We start from the raw sequence: 17,787 nt of genomic DNA on the forward strand, positions 1-17,787 counted from the left end.
TCAAAGTGGATTCGGCTACTTCTCGCGTCTCTGAGCAGAAATCACGCACCGCTTCTGAATGCGCACGCAAACGATTTATGAAACGACTTCTGTTTCGAAAAGAAGATCAAGAACGTGAGAATCGGTCACGAATCCGGAGGTCCGGCGGCCGTTTGGGTCATCCGGTTGCAAAGCTCGAGTAAACGAAGCTACGCTGGCGACGGGGCCGCAATGGGGGCGGCGATTGTCCAGTGCTGGGGGATTTTCATGGGGAAAATGCCATGGGGGGGAAGTATGCTTCAATTCAGGCTGCTCGGACCGCTCGAAATCGTACTGCCCGACGGGAGGATTCTCGAACCGAGTTCGGAGAAGATGTGCAAGATACTCGGCATTCTCCTGCTGCGGAACGAGGTCAGCAGCGTAGACGTGCTCACCCGCGAACTGTGGGACGACAACCCGCCACGCAGTGCGCTGACCACCTTGCAAACCTACGTTTACCACACCCGTCGCATGTTCGATCAGGCCTGCGAGACCGGCGAGGAGAAGCCGTCGCTGGTCACCCGGCCACCCGGCTACGAATTGAAGGTGCCGGCGGAACAGGTCGACACGAAGGTGTTCGAAAGATCCGTCGCCAAGGGCCGGGAGCTGCTCGGCGAGGGAGACGCCGAGGAGGCCGGGAGCATTCTCCGGCAGGGCCTTGCCTTGTGGCGTGGCCCCGCATTGGCGAATGTCGATGCCGGTGACGTCCTGCGGGGGCACATCAGCCACCTGGAGGAATTACGGATCCGTGCACTCGAATTGCGGATCGAGGCCGACCGGGCGCGGGGGCAACGTCGCGACCTGATTCCCGAGCTGCGCTCTCTCGTGGTCTCCTATCCGCTCAACGAGTGGTTCCACAGCCAGCTGATCAATGAACTGCACCACGGCGGCAGGCGCGCCGAGGCGTTGCAGGCGTATCAGGATCTGCGCCGGATCCTGAACGATGAGCTGGGTTTGGAGCCGATGGCGGAGATCCGCCGCCTGCACCGGGATCTGCTCGCGTCGACCGCGTGATTCCCGGTGCGGTCGCCATCGACGTCGACCGCACCGGGAATCACCGGCCACTCCGGACGTTCAGTCCCCGCCGGGGGCGGGCGTCCATTCCGTCTTTTTCAGCCAGTGCTCGAGTGTCGCCAGCGCGGGGTGCTGGACCCGCAGCGCCGGGATGTCCGCCGAGTAACCGATCCGGTTGAGCCAGTCGTAAGCGAGTGCCTGCCACGGGTTCGTCTCTTCGAGTTCCGGGATCGGGACCGACTCGAACCTGGCTGGGATTCCGGTGTGGCGCTCGAAGACCTCGGCGATCTGCTCGCCGGTGAGTTCGTCGCCCGCCAGTTCGATGTTCTTCCCGAGGTAGGTGCCGGGGTCGTCGAACGCGTCGGCCGCGAAGAACCCGTTGTCCGCCGCCGAGATCATCTGGAGTGGCACGCCGTCGGCGAGCCCCCGCCGGTAGACCAGTTCGTCGCCGACGAGCCGCGGCGGGTACATGTCGTTGGCGAGATTCTCCATGAAATAGGCGGGCCGCAGGAAGGTCGCGGGAAGCCCGTTCTCCCGGATCCGCTCTTCGATCCGAAGCTTGGTCTCACGCCAGTGGAGCCCCTCCGGCCGCTCCGCGCCCCCGACCGAACTGTGCACGAAGTGCTCGACCCCGGCCTCCTTGGCGACATCGGCGACCAGGAGTCCGTGCCGCTCCTCGCCGGGCACGCCGGCGTCGCCGAGTGGTGTCTGAACACTGAAAACGCCGTAAGCGCCGTTCATCGCGGCGCGCAGCGAGGCGGCGTCGTCCATGTCGCCGCGAACGATCGTCGCGCCTTTCGCCCGCAGGTCCGCGGCCGCCGGATGGTCCGGATTCCGCACGAGGGCGTGCACGGCCCAGCCCCGTTCCAACAGGTAGCGGGCGGTCGAACCACCCTGCTTTCCGGTGGCTCCGAATACGAGGATCCATTTCTGGTCGGTCGGCAACTGTCTTCTCCTCCCTCGGCCGGCGCAGCGAGTACCGCGCGTGGTGGTCCCACTGTGCTGGCGGCCGCTTGAACGGCGCTGGAACAGGTGTCGAATGAGGAATCCTCGGACGACCCCGAGGGCCACATCGAGCGACCCGGAGTCCCTTGATGTGGCCCTCACGGCCTTGATCGGCCGAGTCCGTGGTCAGTCGGCGACGAGGACGATCTTGCCCCGCACGTGCCCGGTTTCGACCTCCCGATGTGCCTCGGCGGCCCGCGAGAACGGGTACGACGCCTGGATGTGGATCCGCAGCTTGCCCGCGGTGTGCAATTCCGCGAGTTCGCTCAGCCGCTCCGCTGTGCGAGTGCCGCCGAGCATGGCGACACCGTGCTGCCGCGACCCCATGAAGTCGCCGATGGTCCCCACCCGGTCCTTGTTCTCGACGAGTTCGAGGGAAGGGGCGATGGCGTCCTTGCTGGCGGCGTCGAGCGCGGCGTCGACACCCTGCGGCGCGAGAGCGCGGACCCTGTCGACGAGTCCCGGGCCGTAGGCGACCGGGATGGCGCCGAGCTCACGGAGGTACTCGTGGTTGCGCTCGCTCGCCGTGCCGATGACCGTGGCGCCCCATTCGCGGGCCAGTTGCACGGCCATGGTGCCGACCCCGCCCGCCGCGCCGTGGATCAGCACGGTGTCACCCTTGCCGACCTTCAGCGCGGTGAGCGCGAGATGCGCTGTCTGCCCGCAGACGGACAGGACCCCGGCGTCCTCCCAGGACATCCCCGCCGGCTTGACGATCATGTCGCCGGCGCTGACCGTCACCACCTCGCCGACGGCGTTCATCGTGGTGAACGCGATGACCTCGGTACCGGCTTCCCAGCCGGTCACGCCAGGGCCGACCTCGTCGATCACGCCGGCGAACTCGTTGCCGGTGGTCTGGGGAAAGGACACCTCGACGTACCCCTGGACGTCGCCGCGGCGGACCATGGTGTCGAAGGGCTGCACCCCGGCCGCCCGCACCCGGACCCGCACTTCGCCCTCACCGGCGTGCGGCTCCTCGATCTCGACGGTCTCCAGTACCTCGGGTCCGCCGTAGGTGGCGAAGACGACCGCTTTGGACATGACACTCCTTTGGGTTGTGGTGATTTCAGTGGTTTCCGGTCTGTACGGGCGCGCTTTCGGTTTCGCTGTCCGGCTTGCTCGCGGGCTGCCAGGACTGTCCGGGTTTCGCGGCGCCCGCGCCCCAGTTGCCGCCGCCCCAGGCGTTCCCCGCGGGCTGCTTGCCCGGGAACCAGCGGAACACCACCGCCGCTCCGATCAGCGCGACGATCGCGGCGCACAACGAACTCACGTGCATCGCGGAGACGAAGGACTCCCTGGCCGAATCCACCAGGCCTGGCGCCCCGCCGCCTGCCTTTTGCGCCACCGCGAGGGTCGCCTCGATCGACTCGCCCGCCGCGGCACGCTGCGCCGCCGGGAGCGCGCCGAGGTCTCCGTCGATCTCGGACCGGTAGACGGCGCCGAGCACGGCACCGAGGATCGCCACCCCGAGCGCGGTTCCGACCTGGCGCATGGTGTTGTTCATCGCCGAGCCGACCGCGGCCTTCTCCCTCGGGATGGACATCATGATCGACACCGCCGCGGGCGGCATGACGTTCGCGATCCCCGTGCCCAGCACGAAGTACACCGGCAGGATCGCCGCCAGCGGGCTCTGCTCCTCGATCAGCAGGAGCGAACCCAGCGCGGCCGCGACCACGAGCAGGGCGGCCGAACAGACGATCTTCGGCCCGAACCGGGCGGCCGTCTTCGAGCTGAGCGGCCCGAAGACCATCATCGCCAAGGCCAGCGCCAGCATGCACGCTCCCGCCTGCAGCGGGGTGTATCCCCGCACCGACTGGAGATAGAACGCGCTGAAGAAGAGGAACCCCGCCATCGCGAAGGAAACGAAGCCCACCGCGGCGATCGCGACGGTGAACGCCGGCTTGCGGAAGAAACCGATGTCGAAGGCGGGCTGGTCGATGCGCTTCTCGTGCAGCACGAACAGCACCAGCACGACGATGCCCGCCGCGATCGGGGCCCACACCAGCGGCGCGGTGAAGGACGCCAGACGACCACCCTCGATGACGCCGTACACGATCAGCACGAGACCGGCGATGGACAACAGCATCCCGACGATGTCGAGCTTGCGGCGGTACGGGGCACGGGACTCCGGCACGACCAGCACCACCGCGAGGATCGTCAGCGCGACCAGCGGCACGTTGATCAGGAAGATCGAGCCCCACCAGAAGTTCTCCAGCAGGAGACCGCCGGTGACCGGGCCCAGTGCGAGGGCGACCCCGATGGCGGCCGTCCAGACACCGATCGCCTTCGCCCGTTCCTGTAGCGGGAAGACCGCGGCGATGATGGCCAGGGTGCACGGCATGACCGCCGCGGCGCCGAGCCCCATCACACTGCGCGCGACGATCAGCTGGACGGGGTCCTGCGCGTAGGCCGAGGCGAGCGAGGCCAGCCCGAACAGGGCGAGGCCGATCAGCAGGATCCGCTTCCGCCCCGCCCGGTCGGCCAGCACGCCCCAGCTGAAGAGGAGGGCGGCGAAGACCAGCGTGTACGAGCTGAGTGCCCACTCCAGCTCGCTGTGTGTCGCGCCGAGCCCCGCGACCGGGTCGGCCAGCGTCTTGAGCGACACGTTGAGGATCGTGGTGTCGATGATGACCGCCATCAGACTGCCGACCAGCACCGCGAGGATCCGCCACCGCTTCGGGTGACCTGTGTCCTGGTTCATCTTTCTTGCCCCCTGGTTACGTTCTTCGCCTTTCTCAGCCGTCGGACCGCGCGAACCGGCTGGTCCTGCGCATGCCGACGATCAGGATCAAGGCCAGCGAAAGGTGGATCAGGCCGAGCAGCAGGCGCTCGGTGATGGTGAATCCGGGCATGTACGGCAGGGTCCCGAGGAAGACGACGAGGGCGATGACCGTCCAGACCGTCAGCCCCGCCTTGCCGACGAATCGCTCGAGAAGGGCCAGCGACGCCCAGCCCGCCAGCACCGCCGCGACGACCGTGACCCCCACCGCGACCGGCTCGAGTTCCGCGCGGGCGTCCGAGCCGAAGGACTCCGGGACCGTGATGCCGAAACCGAACGCGTAGGTGACGAGCGTCCAGAGCACCACGGGCGTCACGATCGCCGCGATGACGACGAGCCCACGCCCGCGCCGCGTGTCGTTCTTGATCTCGGTGGTGCTCATGGGGCCTCCATCGGCTACCGGTATCAGTGCGCTGGTCAAGTAAGTGACTCCGGCAAATATATGCGCGGCGCAGATAAATTGCAATGCGCATCTGTTCAGGTAGCCTGATGGCCATGAACGACCCGTCCCTAGCCCTCATCGAGCACGCCCTGGGGCGATTGCGGCGCAACCAGACCCGGCGGAGTCTCGGCAAGATCGCGGAGCAACACCCTCCGGCCCAGGTCGACCTGAGCCTGATCCCGGTGCTGTACGCGGTGGAGGAGGGCGCGGAGGCCGGCACCGAAGGCGTCACCGTGGGACTGGTCGCGGAACGGATCGGGCTCGACCCGTCCCGCGCCAGCCGGATGGTCGGGAGCGCGATCCAGGCCGGCTACGTCGAACGAGTGGCCTCGCAGACGGACGGGCGGCGCATCCAGCTGCGGCTCACCGACGCCGGCGCCAAACTGGCCGAGGAAGCCCACAAGTTCCGGCAGGCGTTCCTCGGCCAGGCGATCGCGCATTGGTCCGAACACGACCGGACCGAACTGGCCCGGTTGTTCAGCCGGTTCACCGAAGACCTCTCGAAAACCGACCCGTGCTAGCCGAGAGTGACCGAGGCGCGCCGGGCACGTAGCCGGGCGCCCTGCCCGAACACGCCGTCGGTGAACAACCCGAACCCCAGGCTCAGCTGGTTGGGCAGGATCTCCGCCTCGGGGCCGTCCTGATTCTTCTTCAGATACTCGGCGTCGAGTGAACGCAGTCCGATCTTGTCGACGGTGAGCACCTCGGCCCCGTCCAGCAGCCAGCACACCTGGCGCGCCGCCGGATCGAGCCGGACGGCGAAGTCGTGGAAATGGCCCGGCTCGCGCGTGGCCACCGGGACGGCGTACGAGAACACCGCGTGCGTCTTCCCCGGCCGGGGCAACCGCTCGTAGAGCGCGTACACCCGGCGCCGGGTCAGGACGAAGTCGAACACCAGACCCGACTCCATGTCCACGCAGATCATCCCGGCCATCCCGAGGCGGAGATCCGAGTCCAGGTCGACGTCGTCGCCGAGGTCGTGCTTGTCGAGTCCGAAGAACTGCGCGGACATCTCCAGCTTCGCGGTGAGCGGCACCTCGGGCGGCACGTCGAAGCCCAGCACCCCGCCCGCGGAGGTGCGCTCGGCGAACGCCGCCCAGCGGATGTGCTCGCCGGGCCCGCCGGGACCCGGAAGGGCGAACGCGGCGTCGCCGGTGACCGGGTCGCTGCCCGGCGGCTCGACGACCAGGCCGGCCGCCGAATGCCAGAAGACGCCGTCTCCCAGCGGTAACGCGCCCGACGGGCGGATCCGCCACCGGGCGTCGGCGCCCTCGTGGTCCAGCCCCGCGCGGAAATCGTCCTGGAACACCACATCGCCGTCGACGGCGTACTCGATTTCGTCGGTGGAGGTCATCGACGCTCCTTTCTCCGTCCAAAATGGATCGGTCTAGTAGTTGCCGAGGCCGCCGCAGACGTTGAGCGCCTGCGCGGTGACCGCGCCCGCGTCCTCGCCGATCAGGTACTCGACCATCGCCGACACCTCGCGTGGCTCCACGTACCGCCCGATCGGAACCCGCGTGGTGATCCGCGCGTGGGTTTCCTCCTCGTCGACGCCCCAGATGCCCGCGTAGTGCGTGCGGACGCGCTCGGCCATCGGTGTCTCGACGAAACCGGGGCACACCGCGTTGACCGTGACACCGGTCTTCGCGAGCTCCAGGCCCCACGCCTTGGTCAGGCCGACGACGCCGTGTTTCGACGCCGAGTACGGAGCGCCGTGCAGTACGCCCTGCTTGCCGCCGGTCGAGGCGATGTTGATGACCCGGCCGCTGTCCTGCTTCAGCATCCCGCCCGCGGTGAGGACCTCCTTCGTCGTCACGAACACGCTGTTGAGATTGGTGTTGATGACGTCGAACCAGGTCTCGTCGTCGATCTCCGCGGTGATCCCGCCGCCGTTGCGGCCCGCGTTGTTGACGAGGATGTCGATCGGGCCGTAGCGCTCGACGGCGTTCGCCACGAGCCGCCGTACCTGGTCCGGCACGCTCACGTCACAGCTGCCGCCGTCGACGTCGAGCCCCTGTCCGCGCAGGTCCTCGACCGTCTTGGCGACCGCGTCGTCATGTCGCGAGCAGATGTAGACGCTGATTCCCGAGCGGGCGAGGCGCTGGGTGATGTCCAGGCCGATGCCGCTGGTGGCCCCGGTGACCAGAGCCACGCGCCGGGTCTTGTCCGCCATGTCTTTCCCTCCGTAGCCGTCTCCTGGGCGAATGCTCGTCCGGACGGCTCGACCAGCGGTCGAACAGGCCTGGAAAGTGCCGCCCGTGCCCGGTTCGAGCGGGCGTCGAGCCACCCGGTCCACCGTGGACGGAGGCGAAAAGTCAAGCGGGCCACCAGGAGGAGCCGTATGCCCAGCACGTATTCCCGCACCGACCTGTACGCGGAGGTCCAGCAGTTCTACGCCCGGCAGATGCAGCTGCTCGACGGGGGCGCGTTCGAGGCCTATGCCGAGACCTTCACCGAGGACGGCGAGTTCCGGCACACCCCCGGCCGGGAACCCGCCCGCACCCGCGCGGGCATCAGCGCCGAACTGCACGAATTCCATAAACGGTTCGACGACGATCCGGTCCAGCGCAGGCACTGGTTCGGGATGATGAACCTCGAACCGCAGGACGACGACACGATCCGTGCCACGGTGTACGCGCTGGTGGTCACCACTCGCCCTGGCGGAAAGCCCGCGATCGCCCCGAGTTGCGTGGTGTACGACGTGCTCGTGTGGGAGGACGGCGAGCTGTTCAACCGGTCGCGGCGGGTCGAGCACGACCAGCTCTTCGGATCGGCCGCGGCGGCGAGCTAGAGGAAGTACGTGATGGCCCCCTTCATTGCGTCTAGCGCAGTGAAGGGGGCCATCACGTACTTCTCTTGAGGTTCAAGGCAAAACTGCCGTGTTCGGCTGCTCGCGTGCCGGCCGGCTTCGGGTGTTGCGAAAGCCACTTTCGCAACCCTGAAGGTTGCGAAAGTGGCTTTCGCAACGCTTGGCTGCCGGAGCGCGCTTCGCGTGACTGGAAGGACAACTCGTGTGATCAGACGGACGACACACGTGACTGGACGGACGACTCGCGATGAGACCCGGCCGCGATCGTGTCGTCCGTCCAGTCACACGTGTCGTCCGTCTGATCACAGGTGTCGTCCACTCGGTCACGCGGAAGACCCGGCGCGACCCGAGGTGCCGACACTATCGGCTCGGTGGCAGGTTCCCTTGTCAGGTAAGGAAATCAGCTGTCGGCGGGCACTTTCGAAGCGGCGACGGACTTCACGAGCGTGTACCCGACCATCTGCAGGCCCTCGACACCGTCGATCGCGGTGATCGCGTCCCGCAGGGAGCCGGCGTTGGGGTTGGCCTTGAACGACTCCCGGTAGTCCTCCTCGCTGTCCCACTGCGCGTAGTTGATGATCCGGGAACCGTCGGTGCTCACGTGGTAGTTGGCCGAGACAAACCCCGGCCGGAACCGCACCCACTGCTCGACCTCGCGGGCGAGCAGTTCCAGCAGCGGAGCGTGCGCTTCCGGGTCGCCGATGGTGATGGTGACCAGGGCGACGAAGCCCGTCCGGTCGACGTCGATCATTTCTCTCCCAAGGGTTCGTTGAGTACGTGGCCGGCGTACGCGGAGGCGGCGGGCTCGAACTGGAGCACGATGTGGCTGGACGAGGAATTCGCGTCGCGCCAGAACCGCTGGATGGCGTTCGCCGAGGACTGGCCGGTGGTGCCCGCCGCGTGGAACAGCCGGTTCACCGCGTCGACCAGCAGATCGACGGCGAAGGCGCAGTCGCGGGTGTTCCTGGCGATGTGCGCGGCCGGGACGGCACCCTGGTCCGCGACGCGAGCGACGCGTTCGAGGAGCAGTTGCGCCGAGTCGATCTCGGCCGACGCGCGGGCCAGTGTCAGCTCGTGGGTCTGCGGGCTGCCGCCGGTGATTCCGTTGCGGGCCGGTGCGTTCCGGGTCTTCTCGCGGATGTACGCGGTCCACGCCGCGAGCGCGCCGCGGGCGGCACCCAGCACCGGAGCCGCGAAGGTCAGTCCGTTGGCGGCACGCAGCGGGGTGACGTGGCATGCCGCCGATCCGGCGGCCTTGCCCGCCGCGAGCCGGTCGCGGGTGAACGAGTGCGTCGACGGCACGAAGACCTCTTCGATCACGAGGGTGTTGCTGCCGGTTCCCCGCATTCCCACGGGGAACCAGGTGTCCTCGATCCGGTATGCGGCACGGGGAACGGCGAAGAACCGCGCCTCCGGTCCGGCCATCGCGCACACCAGCGCCCACTCGGAGAAGTCGACCGCGCTGACGAACGGCCAGGTGCCGGACAACCGCCACCCGCCCTCGACCGGTTCGGCCTTGCCGATCGGCATGAGCGCGCCGACGATGAGCGTGTCCGGGCCGTCTGCCCAGATCTCGGCCTGCCCCTCGGCGGGCAGGAACGCGGTCATGCGGCCGAGGCTCGCGGTCAGCGAGGCGAACCACGCGGTCGACGCGCAGGCTTCCCCGAGCACGGCCACCGCCTGGGCCAGGTCGAGAAAGCCGCCTTCGCGACCGTTCCAAGCCGCGGGCACGAAGTGCCGTGCGTATCCGGCGTCGAGCACGGCACGCACGACCTCCGGGGCGAGCCGCCGGTCGGTCTCGGCGTCCTTGGCGTACCGGGCCGCGATGGCGGCGGCCTCTTCCGTCGCCTTGGCAAGACTGTCTTGGGTGAGCGGGTGATCGAGCACGCGGGCGTCCTCCTTCGCTGGGCCTGGTCTCGCCGCAGAATGGGCCCGTTCACTCGATCGCGACTCGATCCCCGCTCGGCCCGGAAATCCACGGGTAATTCGGTTCCGGCCGCCCGAGTCCCCGTTGACCGGCGCTCATGCGCCGTTCTATTCCCGCCGTCTACAAATCTTCCTGGCAGTGCTCGAAGGCGGTCATCGACGGCCACTCTGCCGCGAAACATTCGCCACGGAAAGGGAAGACGAATGACCGTAGGTTCGAAATGGGCGACCCGTCTGGTCGCCGTCGGGGTGATGTCGCTCGCGGCGGTCGTGCCGGCGGCGGCCACGGCCGGGGCCAGCGCCGCGGCACCCGTACCGGCCGACTTCGCCCAGCAGGGCTACGCGAGCTCACAGGTCAAGGTCGACTACGGCTGCCTCGTGACGTTCCCGGGCGGCAGCGCCAACATGCCGTACAGCCTCACTTTCAAGGTCACCGCACCGAACTCCGTGGCACCGCAGGGTCTCTTCGGCATCGCGTTCGACCCGCCCGTGATCACGCCGAATCCGACGTTCCAGAGCGACGTGCGCGACGTCGAGTTGCAGTTCAAGCTGCCGGCCAACACGACACTGCTCGGTTACGCGCTCTTCGGCGGAAGCGGTCTCGGCGGCTCCAAGACGACCGTCGAACGCAAGGGCAACGTGCTGGTGCTCAAGGCGACCGGCCCGTTCCTGGCGAACACGCCGTTCGACCTGCCGTCGCTGCTGGTCGGACTCAAGGCGGGCAGCAACGGCTTGGCGCAGTCCGCGACCGGCGGCACCGGCATCGACAACCCGTCGTTCCGCTGGATGCGCAACAGCGTGACCCCCGGCGACCCGCCCGGCACGTTGCGACCGCTGCTGTGCGAACCGCCCGCGCCGGTGAAGCTCTCCACCACCACGGTCGGCTGAGTCCCGGGCGGGCATCGGAAACGGATTTCCGATGCCCGCCCCGCGACGGTACTGGAACAGCTGAAGACAGTTGCCCGAAAATAGTGACAGGAGAAGTGCCGAAATGCTCTTTTCGACCATTTCCGAGGTCGCCGGAGGTGCCCGGTGACGCGCCGGGTCGTGATCACGGGTATCGGTGTGCGAGCACCCGGAGGAGCGAATACGGCGCAATTCTGGGAGCTGCTGACCGCGGGCCGGACAGCCACTCGCCGCATCTCTTTCTTCGACCCGTCGCCTTACCGTTCCCAGGTGGCCGGTGAAGCCGACTTCGACCCGGAGCGCGAGGGCCTGAGCCCGCGTGAGATCCGCAGGATGGACAGGGCTTCCCAGTTCGCCGTGGTCTGCGCGCGTGACGCCGTCCGAGACAGCGGGCTGGACGTCGGCGCGCTCGACCCGCACCGGATCGGCGTCGCCCTCGGCAGCGCGGTCGCGGCCGCCACCAGCCTGGAGAACGAATACCGGGTCATGTCGAACGACGGCGAGAAGTGGGAGGTGGACCCCGCCTACCTGTCGCCGCACATGTTCGACTACCTGGTGCCGAGCGTGATGCCCGCCGAGGTCGCCTGGACCGTCGGCGCCGAAGGCCCGGTGGCGATGGTGTCCAACGGCTGCACCTCCGGTCTCGACTCGGTCGGCCACGCGGTCGCGCTGATCCGCGAAGGCAGCGCGGACGTCATGCTGGCCGGCGCCTCGGACACCCCGGTCACGCCGATCGTGGTGGCCTGCTTCGACGCGATCAAGGCGACCACCACCTACAACGACGATCCGGAACACGCCTCCCGGCCGTTCGACGGTTCCCGCAACGGTTTCGTGCTCGCGGAGAGCGCCGCGATGTTCGTGCTGGAGGAATACGAGTCGGCCAAGCGGCGCGGCGCGCACGTCTACGCGGAGATCTCCGGCTACGCGACGCGGTGCAACGCCTACCACATGACCGGCCTCAAGACCGACGGCCGGGAAATGGCCGAGGCGATCCGGGCGGCGCTGGACGAGTCCAGGGTCGACGGCACCGCGGTCGGGTACATCAACGCCCACGGCTCCGGCACCAAGCAGAACGACCGGCACGAGACAGCGGCGTTCAAGCGGAGTCTCGGCGAACACGCCCGCAAGACCCCTATCAGCTCGATCAAGTCGATGGTCGGGCATTCGCTGGGGGCCATCGGTTCGGTGGAGATCGCCGCGTCCGCACTGGCGATCGAGCACGGCGTGATCCCGCCGACCGCGAACCTGCACACCGCCGACCCGGAGTGCGACCTCGACTACGTCCCCCTGGTCGCCAGGGAACAGCGGGTGGACACCGTACTGACCGTCGGCAGCGGATTCGGCGGCTTCCAGAGCGCGATGGTGTTGCGCCGTCCCGGAACGGGGGTGAAGGCATGAACGTCTACGTGACCGGCATCGGCGTCGCGGCCCCGAACGGGCTCGGCGCCGACAAGTACTGGGACGCCACACTGGACGGGCGGGGCGGCATCAGCGAGCTCACGCGGTTCGCATCGTCGGCACTGCCCGCGCGGCTCGCCGGGCAGATCCTCGATTTCGACGCGAAGGAGCACATCCCTTCGAGGCTGCTTCCCCAGACCGACGTCTCCACCCGGCTCGCACTCGCGGCGGCCGACTGGGCGCTGACGGACGCCAAGGTCGACCCGTCCGCGGTGACCGACTACGACATGGGCGTCGTCACCTCGAACGCGTCGGGCGGCTTCGAATTCACGCACCGCGAGTTCCAGAAACTTTGGTCGAAGGGCTCGCAGCACGTCAGCGTGTACGAATCGTTCGCGTGGTTCTACGCGGTGAACACCGGCCAGATCTCGATCCGGCACGGTATGCGCGGGCCGAGCAGCGCGCTGGTCGCCGAACAGGCGGGCGGGCTCGACGCGATCGGGCACGCCCGGCGCACGATCCGCCGTGGCACTCCGCTCGTGGTGACCGGCGGGGTCGATTCCGCGTTCGATCCGTGGGGCTGGCTGGCGCACGTGTCGAGCGGACAGGTCAGCACCGCCACCGATCCGCGTCGCGCCTACCTGCCGTTCGACGTCGAGGCGCGGGGATACGTCCCCGGCGAGGGCGGCGGCATGCTGGTGCTCGAACAGGGCGAGGCGGCGCGCACCCGCGGGACGCACCAGGTGTACGGCGAGATCGCCGGGTACGCGTCGACCTTCGACCCGCCTCCGGGATCGGGTCGGCCACCGGGACTGCGCCGCGCCGCCGAACTAGCCATGGCGGACGCCGGCGTGGCCCCCGGCGACGTCGACGTCGTGTTCGCCGACGCTGTCGGCGTACCCGCTCTCGATCGCGCCGAAGCCGACGCGATCACCGGGATCTTCGGCCCGCACGGCGTCCCGGTCACCGCACCGAAGAGCCTGACCGGACGGCTGTTCTCCGGCGGCGGCCCGCTCGACGTCGTCGCCGCGCTGCTGTCCATCCGGGACAGTGTGATCCCCGCTTCCGGCGGTACCGAAGAAGTTCCGGACGACTACCGGTTGGACCTGGTGCGCGGTGAACCGCGCGGCGCCAGGTTGTCGACCGCACTGGTGCTCGGACGCGGGCGCTGGGGCTTCAACTCCGCGGTCGTGGTCACCGCGGTTCCCGACTGAGCTTTCACCGGCCGATGCCTACGAGGAGTGGAAAGAAATGAGCGTCATGACGATCGAAGACCTGCGGACCATCCTGATCAGCTGCGCGGGCGAGGACGAGAGCACCGACACGGGGACCGACATCTCCGACGTGCTGTTCGAGGAACTCGGCTACGACTCGCTCGCGCTGATGGAGACCGCGGCGCGGATCGAGCGGGACTTCGGTGTCCGCCTGCCGGAGGAGATGATGGCCGAGCTGAAGACGCCGCGTGCGTTGCTGGACCTGGTCAACGACAACCTGGCCGTGACGAAGTGAGCGCGGTTCCCCGGCACACCACGCATTCCGTGGTCGTGTCGGCGTCCGCCGAGAGCCTGTACGCGCTGGCGGCCGATGTGACCAAGTGGCCGGTGATCTTCGAGCCGACCGCGCATGTCGAGCAACTCGAACGGAACGAACGCGGGGAACGGTTCCGCATCTGGGCGTTGGTCAACGGCCAGATCAAGACCTGGACGTCCCGGCGCGAGTTCGACGAGAAGTCGTTGCGGATCACCTTCCGGCAGGAGAAGAGTCAGGAACCGGTCGCGTCGATGGGCGGCGCGTGGGAGTTCCGTCCGTTGCCCGGTGGACGCACGGAAGTCGTGCTGGAACACGACTTCACCGCGGTGGACGACGACGCCGAGTCGCTCGCGTGGATCACCGAGGCGGTCGACCGCAACAGCCCGGTCGAACTGGCCGCGCTGGCCAGGGTCGCCGAACAGGACCACGCGGTGGACGACCTCGTCTTCTCCTTCGAGGACGTGGTCCGGCTGCCGGGGACGGCGGCGGACGTCTACGACTTCGTCTACCGCGCGGACGCCTGGCCGGACCGGTTGCCGCATGTGCGGCGCCTGGTGTTGCACGAGGAAGAGCCGGGCGTGCAGCACATCGGGATGGACACGCTGACCGCGGACGGCTCCACGCATACGACGACGTCCGTCCGGCTGTGTTTCGAACCGGGACTGATCGTCTACAAGCAACTGGTGCCGCCGCGGATTCTGTTCGGGCACAGCGGTTCCTGGACTTTCGAGGAATCCGCCGAGGGTGCGATCGTCACCGCGAGGCATACCGTGGCCATCGATCCGGGAGCCGTGCGGGAAGTGCTCGGGACCGGCAAGACGGTCGCCGACGCCAGGGAGTTCCTGCGCGAGGCGCTGGGAAAGAACAGCCGCGCCACGTTGACGCACGCGGGTGCCTACGCGGAAACAGAGGGGCGATGATCTTCACCGACGCCGAACTCGAGTACCTCCGGCCCGGTCCGACCCGCGACCGGCTGGCCAGGATCGCGACGGTGGGCAAGGACGGCATTCCCCACGTGTGCCCGGTCGGCTGGCGGCTCGACCTCGACGCCGGGGTCATGGAGATCGGCGGCCACGGCATGGAGCGGAGCAAGAAGTTCCGCGACGTGCTCCGCACGGGCCGGGCCGCCGTAGTCATCGACGACGTCCTCGCACCGTGGGTGCCGCGTGGCATCGAGATCCGCGGTCGTGCCGAAGCCGTCGAAGGCCCCGAGCCGTTCATCCGCGTCCATCCGGGGTTCGTCACTTCGTGGGGGATCGAAGACCGCCGCAACACCCGGACGATCAGCTGACAGGGAGGATTTCCGTGACCGACAAGAGAGTCGCCATCGTGACCGGTTCTTCGGCCGGGATCGGGAGCGCCGTGGCGCGCAGGCTGGCCGGGGAAGGGGTCCGTGTCGTCGTGAACTCGGTCCGGTCGGCCGAGGCGGGCCGACGGCTCGCCGAGTCGCTGCCCGGCGCGATCCATGTCCAGGCGGACGTGGGGATCGAGAAGGAGGCCGCGACGCTGGTGCGGCGCACGGTCGAGGAGTTCGGCAGGCTCGACGTGCTGGTCAACAACGCCGGGACGACCCGCCGCATCCCGCACGCCGACCTGGAGGCGGTGACCCCGGAGATCTGGCGGGAGATCCTCGACCTCAACGTGATCGGCACCTGGCAGACGTCGGTCGCGGCGATCCCGCATCTGCGCGAATCCGGCGCGGGCTGCATCGTCAACGTGTCGTCGGTGGCGGGGAGCAGGCCCGCCGGGAGTTCCATTCCCTACGCGGTGAGCAAGGCCGCGATCGAGCACATGACCCGACTGCTGGCGAACACGGTCGGTCCGGAGATCCGGGTCAACGCCGTCGCCCCCGGCCTGATCGAAACGCGGTGGACGAAGGGCTTCACCGACATCGCCGAGATGACCAAGCGGGTCGTGCCGTTGAAACGGGTCGGCAGGCCCGAGGACGTCGCGGAGGTCGTGCTCGCCCTGACCAACTCGATGTACGTGACCGGGCAGGTACTGCTCGCCGACGGCGGCGCACACCTCGTCTGAGCTCGTCGGTACGGGAAACGGTTCGCAGACAGGGAAGGGAAGGACGAGCGGATGAAGCTGGGCGTGAATCTGGTGTACCAGGGCGCGGGTGCCCTGGCCCGGGAGGCCGAGCGGCTGGGGTACGCCATCGCGCTGGCGCCGGAGGGCTACCGGTCCGATGCCCCGAGCCTGCTGGGGTTCGTCGCCGCGCGGACCGAGCGGATCGCGCTGGCGTCCGGCGTGATGCAGATTCCGGGCCGGGCGCCGGGGATGGCGGCCCTGACCGCGGCCACTTTGGACAGTCTGTCGGGCGGGCGGTTCCGGCTCGGCCTCGGAGTGTCCAATCCGGACGTCGCCGACGGCTGGTACGGCGCCGCGTTCGACCATCCGCTCGCCCGCACGCGCGAGTACGTGGCGATCGTCCGGGCGGCGCTGCGCGGCGGCCCGGTCCGGCACGAGGGCGCGCACTACCCGCTGCCGTTGTCGGAAGCCACGCAGGCGCCGTTGCACCTGTACACCGAGCCGTTGCGGGCCGACCTGCCGGTGTACCTGGCCGCTGTCGGACCTCGGAACCTGAAGCTGGCGGGGGAGATCGCGGACGGCTGGATCGGCGTCTTCACCTCGCCCGAAATGGTCAAGTCCGCCGTGGGGGAGATCAGGGCGGGGCGTGCGCTGGCGGGCCTGGACATGGACGGCTTCGACGTCCTGCCCTGCCTGGCGACCTCGTTCGCCGACGACCCCGAAACCGCCGCGAACGCCCTTCGCGCCCAGTACGTCTACCTGCTCGGCATCGGCGACCCGGCGCACAACTTCTATTGCAAGATGGCCACCCGCCTCGGATTCGCCGATGCGGTCGCCGACCTGCACGAGCGGCTCGGCGACGGCGACCGGGCGGGGGCGGCCGCGTCGATTCCGTTCGATTTCATCGACGCGACCTCCATGGTGGGTCCGGTCGACCGCGTGGCGAGCCGGATGGCGGACTACGCCGCGGCGGGCGTCACGACCCTGGGCATCATGGTTTCGGCCGCGGCCACGACCTTGGCGGGCCGGCTGGCCATCATCCGGCAGGCGGCCTCGGCCCTGGAGCGCGCCTGACCCGGCTGCCCGCTAGCCGAGACCCGTGACCCGCTGTTCGCCGCTGTAGAGGTTCATGCTGTCGCCGCGCAGGAAACCGATGAGGGTCATGCCGTTCTCCTCGGCCAGTTCCGCGGCCAGCGACGACGGCGCGGAAACGGCCGCCAACAGGCCGATCCCGGCCATGGCGGCCTTCTGCACCAGTTCGAACGAGGCGCGTCCGGACACCAGCAGACCGACGTCCGCGGCGGGGATCCGGCCCTCTTGCAGTGCCCAGCCGAGGACCTTGTCGACGGCGTTGTGCCTGCCGACGTCCTCCCGGACGACGGCGAGATTCCCCTCGCCGTCGAACAGGGCGGCCGCGTGGAGCCCGCCGGTGCTGGAGAAGACCTTCTGGTGTGCGCGCAGGGTGTCCGGGAGGTTCGCCAGCACGTCGGTGCTCACGGTGAACTCGGACTTCTCCGGTGAAAACCGGCTCTTCAGCTTGACCGCGTCGAGCGCGGCCTTGCCGCAGACCCCGCACGAGGACGTGGTGTAGAAGTTCCGCTCGACCCCGGTTTCCGGCGGGGCGACCCCTTCGGCCAGCGCGATGTCCAGGACGTTGTAGGTGTTGCGGCCCTGGTCGTCGACGCCGTCGCAGTACCGGGCGACCGCGACGTCCTCGCGCGCGGTGAGCACGCCTTCGGACAGCAGGAAGCCGTGCGCGAGTTCGACGTCGTTGCCGGGTGTCCGCATGGTGACCGCGAGTGCCTTGCCGCCGACGCGGATCTCCAGCGGTTCTTCGGCCGCGAGCGCGTCGGGCCGTCGCACATCCCTGGTCGCGGAGATCTTCCGCACCGGACGCCGCACCGTCACCCTGCCCACTTGTCCACC

At 68.7% G+C, this 17,787-nt stretch carries 20 protein-coding genes; 11 read left to right on the forward strand and 9 right to left on the reverse strand.

Features of this window, described 5'->3' with window-relative positions; all coding sequences use genetic code 11:
- The first annotated feature begins 273 nt into the window (after positions 1-273).
- A complete protein-coding gene (locus B0293_RS38025; RefSeq protein ID WP_005158427.1) occupies positions 274-1,032 on the forward strand; it encodes an AfsR/SARP family transcriptional regulator in 759 nt (252 codons plus the stop codon).
- Positions 1,033-1,092: 60 nt separating this feature from the next.
- Here B0293_RS38025 and B0293_RS38030 read toward each other — a convergent pair whose 3' ends face one another.
- From B0293_RS38030 to B0293_RS38045, 4 genes are all read right to left on the reverse strand, one after another.
- Positions 1,093-1,977, reverse strand: a complete 885-nt coding sequence (locus tag B0293_RS38030; protein WP_005158430.1) for an NmrA/HSCARG family protein — start codon at positions 1,975-1,977, stop codon at positions 1,093-1,095.
- Positions 1,978-2,163: 186 nt separating this feature from the next.
- Positions 2,164-3,078: an NADP-dependent oxidoreductase gene (locus B0293_RS38035; protein ID WP_005158432.1), complete on the reverse strand. Its 915-nt coding sequence runs from the start codon at positions 3,076-3,078 to the stop codon at positions 2,164-2,166.
- A gap of 25 nt (positions 3,079-3,103) precedes the next feature.
- A complete protein-coding gene (locus B0293_RS38040; protein ID WP_005158434.1) occupies positions 3,104-4,738 on the reverse strand; it encodes an MFS transporter in 1,635 nt (544 codons plus the stop codon).
- A 34-nt stretch (positions 4,739-4,772) separates the two neighbouring features.
- A complete protein-coding gene (locus B0293_RS38045; protein ID WP_005158436.1) occupies positions 4,773-5,198 on the reverse strand; it encodes a DUF6069 family protein in 426 nt (141 codons plus the stop codon).
- A 113-nt stretch (positions 5,199-5,311) separates the two neighbouring features.
- Between B0293_RS38045 and B0293_RS38050 the strand changes: the two genes are divergently transcribed.
- Positions 5,312-5,779 (forward strand): MarR family winged helix-turn-helix transcriptional regulator, encoded by a 468-nt coding sequence (locus tag B0293_RS38050; RefSeq protein ID WP_209437293.1) that lies wholly within the window; start codon positions 5,312-5,314, stop codon positions 5,777-5,779.
- Here the strand turns inward: B0293_RS38050 and B0293_RS38055 are convergent.
- Both B0293_RS38055 and B0293_RS38060 read right to left on the reverse strand, forming a co-directional pair.
- Positions 5,776-6,612, reverse strand: a complete 837-nt coding sequence (locus B0293_RS38055; RefSeq protein WP_005158445.1) for a DUF6081 family protein — start codon at positions 6,610-6,612, stop codon at positions 5,776-5,778. The two genes, B0293_RS38050 and B0293_RS38055, sit on opposite strands and share 4 nt — an antisense overlap.
- 33 nt (positions 6,613-6,645) lie before the next feature.
- The gene (locus B0293_RS38060; RefSeq protein ID WP_005158447.1) at positions 6,646-7,431 is read right to left on the reverse strand and encodes an SDR family NAD(P)-dependent oxidoreductase; all 786 of its coding nucleotides are present in this window, start codon (positions 7,429-7,431) and stop codon (positions 6,646-6,648) included.
- Positions 7,432-7,599: 168 nt separating this feature from the next.
- Here B0293_RS38060 and B0293_RS38065 point away from each other — a divergent pair, with 168 nt between their 5' ends.
- Positions 7,600-8,049 (forward strand): nuclear transport factor 2 family protein, encoded by a 450-nt coding sequence (locus B0293_RS38065; protein ID WP_005158448.1) that lies wholly within the window; start codon positions 7,600-7,602, stop codon positions 8,047-8,049.
- A gap of 418 nt (positions 8,050-8,467) precedes the next feature.
- Here the strand turns inward: B0293_RS38065 and B0293_RS38070 are convergent, their stop codons facing one another.
- Positions 8,468-8,818, reverse strand: a complete 351-nt coding sequence (locus B0293_RS38070; RefSeq protein WP_005158450.1) for an antibiotic biosynthesis monooxygenase family protein — start codon at positions 8,816-8,818, stop codon at positions 8,468-8,470.
- On the reverse strand, positions 8,815-9,954 hold the full coding sequence (locus B0293_RS38075) for an acyl-CoA dehydrogenase family protein (RefSeq protein WP_005158452.1): 1,140 nt from the start codon (positions 9,952-9,954) through the stop codon (positions 8,815-8,817). Before B0293_RS38075 ends, B0293_RS38070 begins: the two co-directional genes overlap by 4 nt.
- A gap of 243 nt (positions 9,955-10,197) precedes the next feature.
- On the opposite strand from B0293_RS38075, the gene B0293_RS38080 reads away from it, so the two are divergent.
- The 8 genes from B0293_RS38080 to B0293_RS38115 all read left to right on the forward strand — a co-directional run bounded on the left by B0293_RS38080 (position 10,198) and on the right by B0293_RS38115 (position 16,935).
- Positions 10,198-10,881, forward strand: a complete 684-nt coding sequence (locus B0293_RS38080; RefSeq protein WP_005158454.1) for a hypothetical protein — start codon at positions 10,198-10,200, stop codon at positions 10,879-10,881.
- Between the two features lie 144 nt (positions 10,882-11,025).
- Positions 11,026-12,297: a beta-ketoacyl-[acyl-carrier-protein] synthase family protein gene (locus B0293_RS38085; protein ID WP_005158456.1), complete on the forward strand. Its 1,272-nt coding sequence runs from the start codon at positions 11,026-11,028 to the stop codon at positions 12,295-12,297.
- Complete coding sequence (locus B0293_RS38090) at positions 12,294-13,511, forward strand: ketosynthase chain-length factor (RefSeq protein WP_005158459.1); 1,218 nt, start codon at positions 12,294-12,296, stop codon at positions 13,509-13,511. The genes B0293_RS38085 and B0293_RS38090 overlap by 4 nt, the downstream gene beginning before the upstream one ends.
- A gap of 37 nt (positions 13,512-13,548) precedes the next feature.
- The gene (locus B0293_RS38095) at positions 13,549-13,806 is read left to right on the forward strand and encodes an acyl carrier protein (RefSeq protein ID WP_005158462.1); all 258 of its coding nucleotides are present in this window, start codon (positions 13,549-13,551) and stop codon (positions 13,804-13,806) included.
- A complete protein-coding gene (locus B0293_RS38100; protein WP_005158465.1) occupies positions 13,803-14,747 on the forward strand; it encodes an aromatase/cyclase in 945 nt (314 codons plus the stop codon). Before B0293_RS38095 ends, B0293_RS38100 begins: the two co-directional genes overlap by 4 nt.
- Positions 14,744-15,118, forward strand: a complete 375-nt coding sequence (locus B0293_RS38105) for a PPOX class F420-dependent oxidoreductase (RefSeq protein ID WP_005158467.1) — start codon at positions 14,744-14,746, stop codon at positions 15,116-15,118. The genes B0293_RS38100 and B0293_RS38105 overlap by 4 nt, the downstream gene beginning before the upstream one ends.
- 14 nt (positions 15,119-15,132) lie before the next feature.
- Positions 15,133-15,861: an SDR family NAD(P)-dependent oxidoreductase gene (locus tag B0293_RS38110; RefSeq protein WP_005158475.1), complete on the forward strand. Its 729-nt coding sequence runs from the start codon at positions 15,133-15,135 to the stop codon at positions 15,859-15,861.
- 51 nt (positions 15,862-15,912) lie between these two features.
- On the forward strand, positions 15,913-16,935 hold the full coding sequence (locus B0293_RS38115) for an LLM class flavin-dependent oxidoreductase (protein WP_005158476.1): 1,023 nt from the start codon (positions 15,913-15,915) through the stop codon (positions 16,933-16,935).
- 12 nt (positions 16,936-16,947) lie between these two features.
- Here the strand turns inward: B0293_RS38115 and fdhD are convergent, their stop codons facing one another.
- Positions 16,948-17,778 (reverse strand): formate dehydrogenase accessory sulfurtransferase FdhD, encoded by an 831-nt coding sequence (gene fdhD, locus B0293_RS38120; RefSeq protein ID WP_005158477.1) that lies wholly within the window; start codon positions 17,776-17,778, stop codon positions 16,948-16,950.
- Between the last annotated feature and the right edge of the window lie 9 nt (positions 17,779-17,787).

Origin of the sequence: Amycolatopsis azurea DSM 43854, from assembly GCF_001995215.1 — a bacterium.
GTDB lineage: Bacteria > Actinomycetota > Actinomycetes > Mycobacteriales > Pseudonocardiaceae > Amycolatopsis > Amycolatopsis azurea.

Excerpts from the sequence above, each read along its gene's own strand:
- B0293_RS38025 (WP_005158427.1), top strand. The coding sequence starts at position 274 with ATGCTTCAATTCAGGCTGCTCGGACCGCTCGAAATCGTACTGCCCGAC.
- B0293_RS38035 (WP_005158432.1), bottom strand. The coding sequence starts at position 3,078 with ATGTCCAAAGCGGTCGTCTTCGCCACCTACGGCGGACCCGAGGTACTG.
- B0293_RS38040 (WP_005158434.1), bottom strand. The coding sequence starts at position 4,738 with ATGAACCAGGACACAGGTCACCCGAAGCGGTGGCGGATCCTCGCGGTG.
- B0293_RS38045 (WP_005158436.1), bottom strand. The coding sequence starts at position 5,198 with ATGAGCACCACCGAGATCAAGAACGACACGCGGCGCGGGCGTGGGCTC.
- B0293_RS38050 (WP_209437293.1), top strand. The coding sequence starts at position 5,312 with ATGAACGACCCGTCCCTAGCCCTCATCGAGCACGCCCTGGGGCGATTG.
- B0293_RS38055 (WP_005158445.1), bottom strand. The coding sequence starts at position 6,612 with ATGACCTCCACCGACGAAATCGAGTACGCCGTCGACGGCGATGTGGTG.
- B0293_RS38060 (WP_005158447.1), bottom strand. The coding sequence starts at position 7,431 with ATGGCGGACAAGACCCGGCGCGTGGCTCTGGTCACCGGGGCCACCAGC.
- B0293_RS38065 (WP_005158448.1), top strand. The coding sequence starts at position 7,600 with ATGCCCAGCACGTATTCCCGCACCGACCTGTACGCGGAGGTCCAGCAG.
- B0293_RS38070 (WP_005158450.1), bottom strand. The coding sequence starts at position 8,818 with ATGATCGACGTCGACCGGACGGGCTTCGTCGCCCTGGTCACCATCACC.
- B0293_RS38080 (WP_005158454.1), top strand. The coding sequence starts at position 10,198 with ATGACCGTAGGTTCGAAATGGGCGACCCGTCTGGTCGCCGTCGGGGTG.
- B0293_RS38090 (WP_005158459.1), top strand. The coding sequence starts at position 12,294 with ATGAACGTCTACGTGACCGGCATCGGCGTCGCGGCCCCGAACGGGCTC.
- B0293_RS38095 (WP_005158462.1), top strand. The coding sequence starts at position 13,549 with ATGAGCGTCATGACGATCGAAGACCTGCGGACCATCCTGATCAGCTGC.
- B0293_RS38105 (WP_005158467.1), top strand. The coding sequence starts at position 14,744 with ATGATCTTCACCGACGCCGAACTCGAGTACCTCCGGCCCGGTCCGACC.
- B0293_RS38115 (WP_005158476.1), top strand. The coding sequence starts at position 15,913 with ATGAAGCTGGGCGTGAATCTGGTGTACCAGGGCGCGGGTGCCCTGGCC.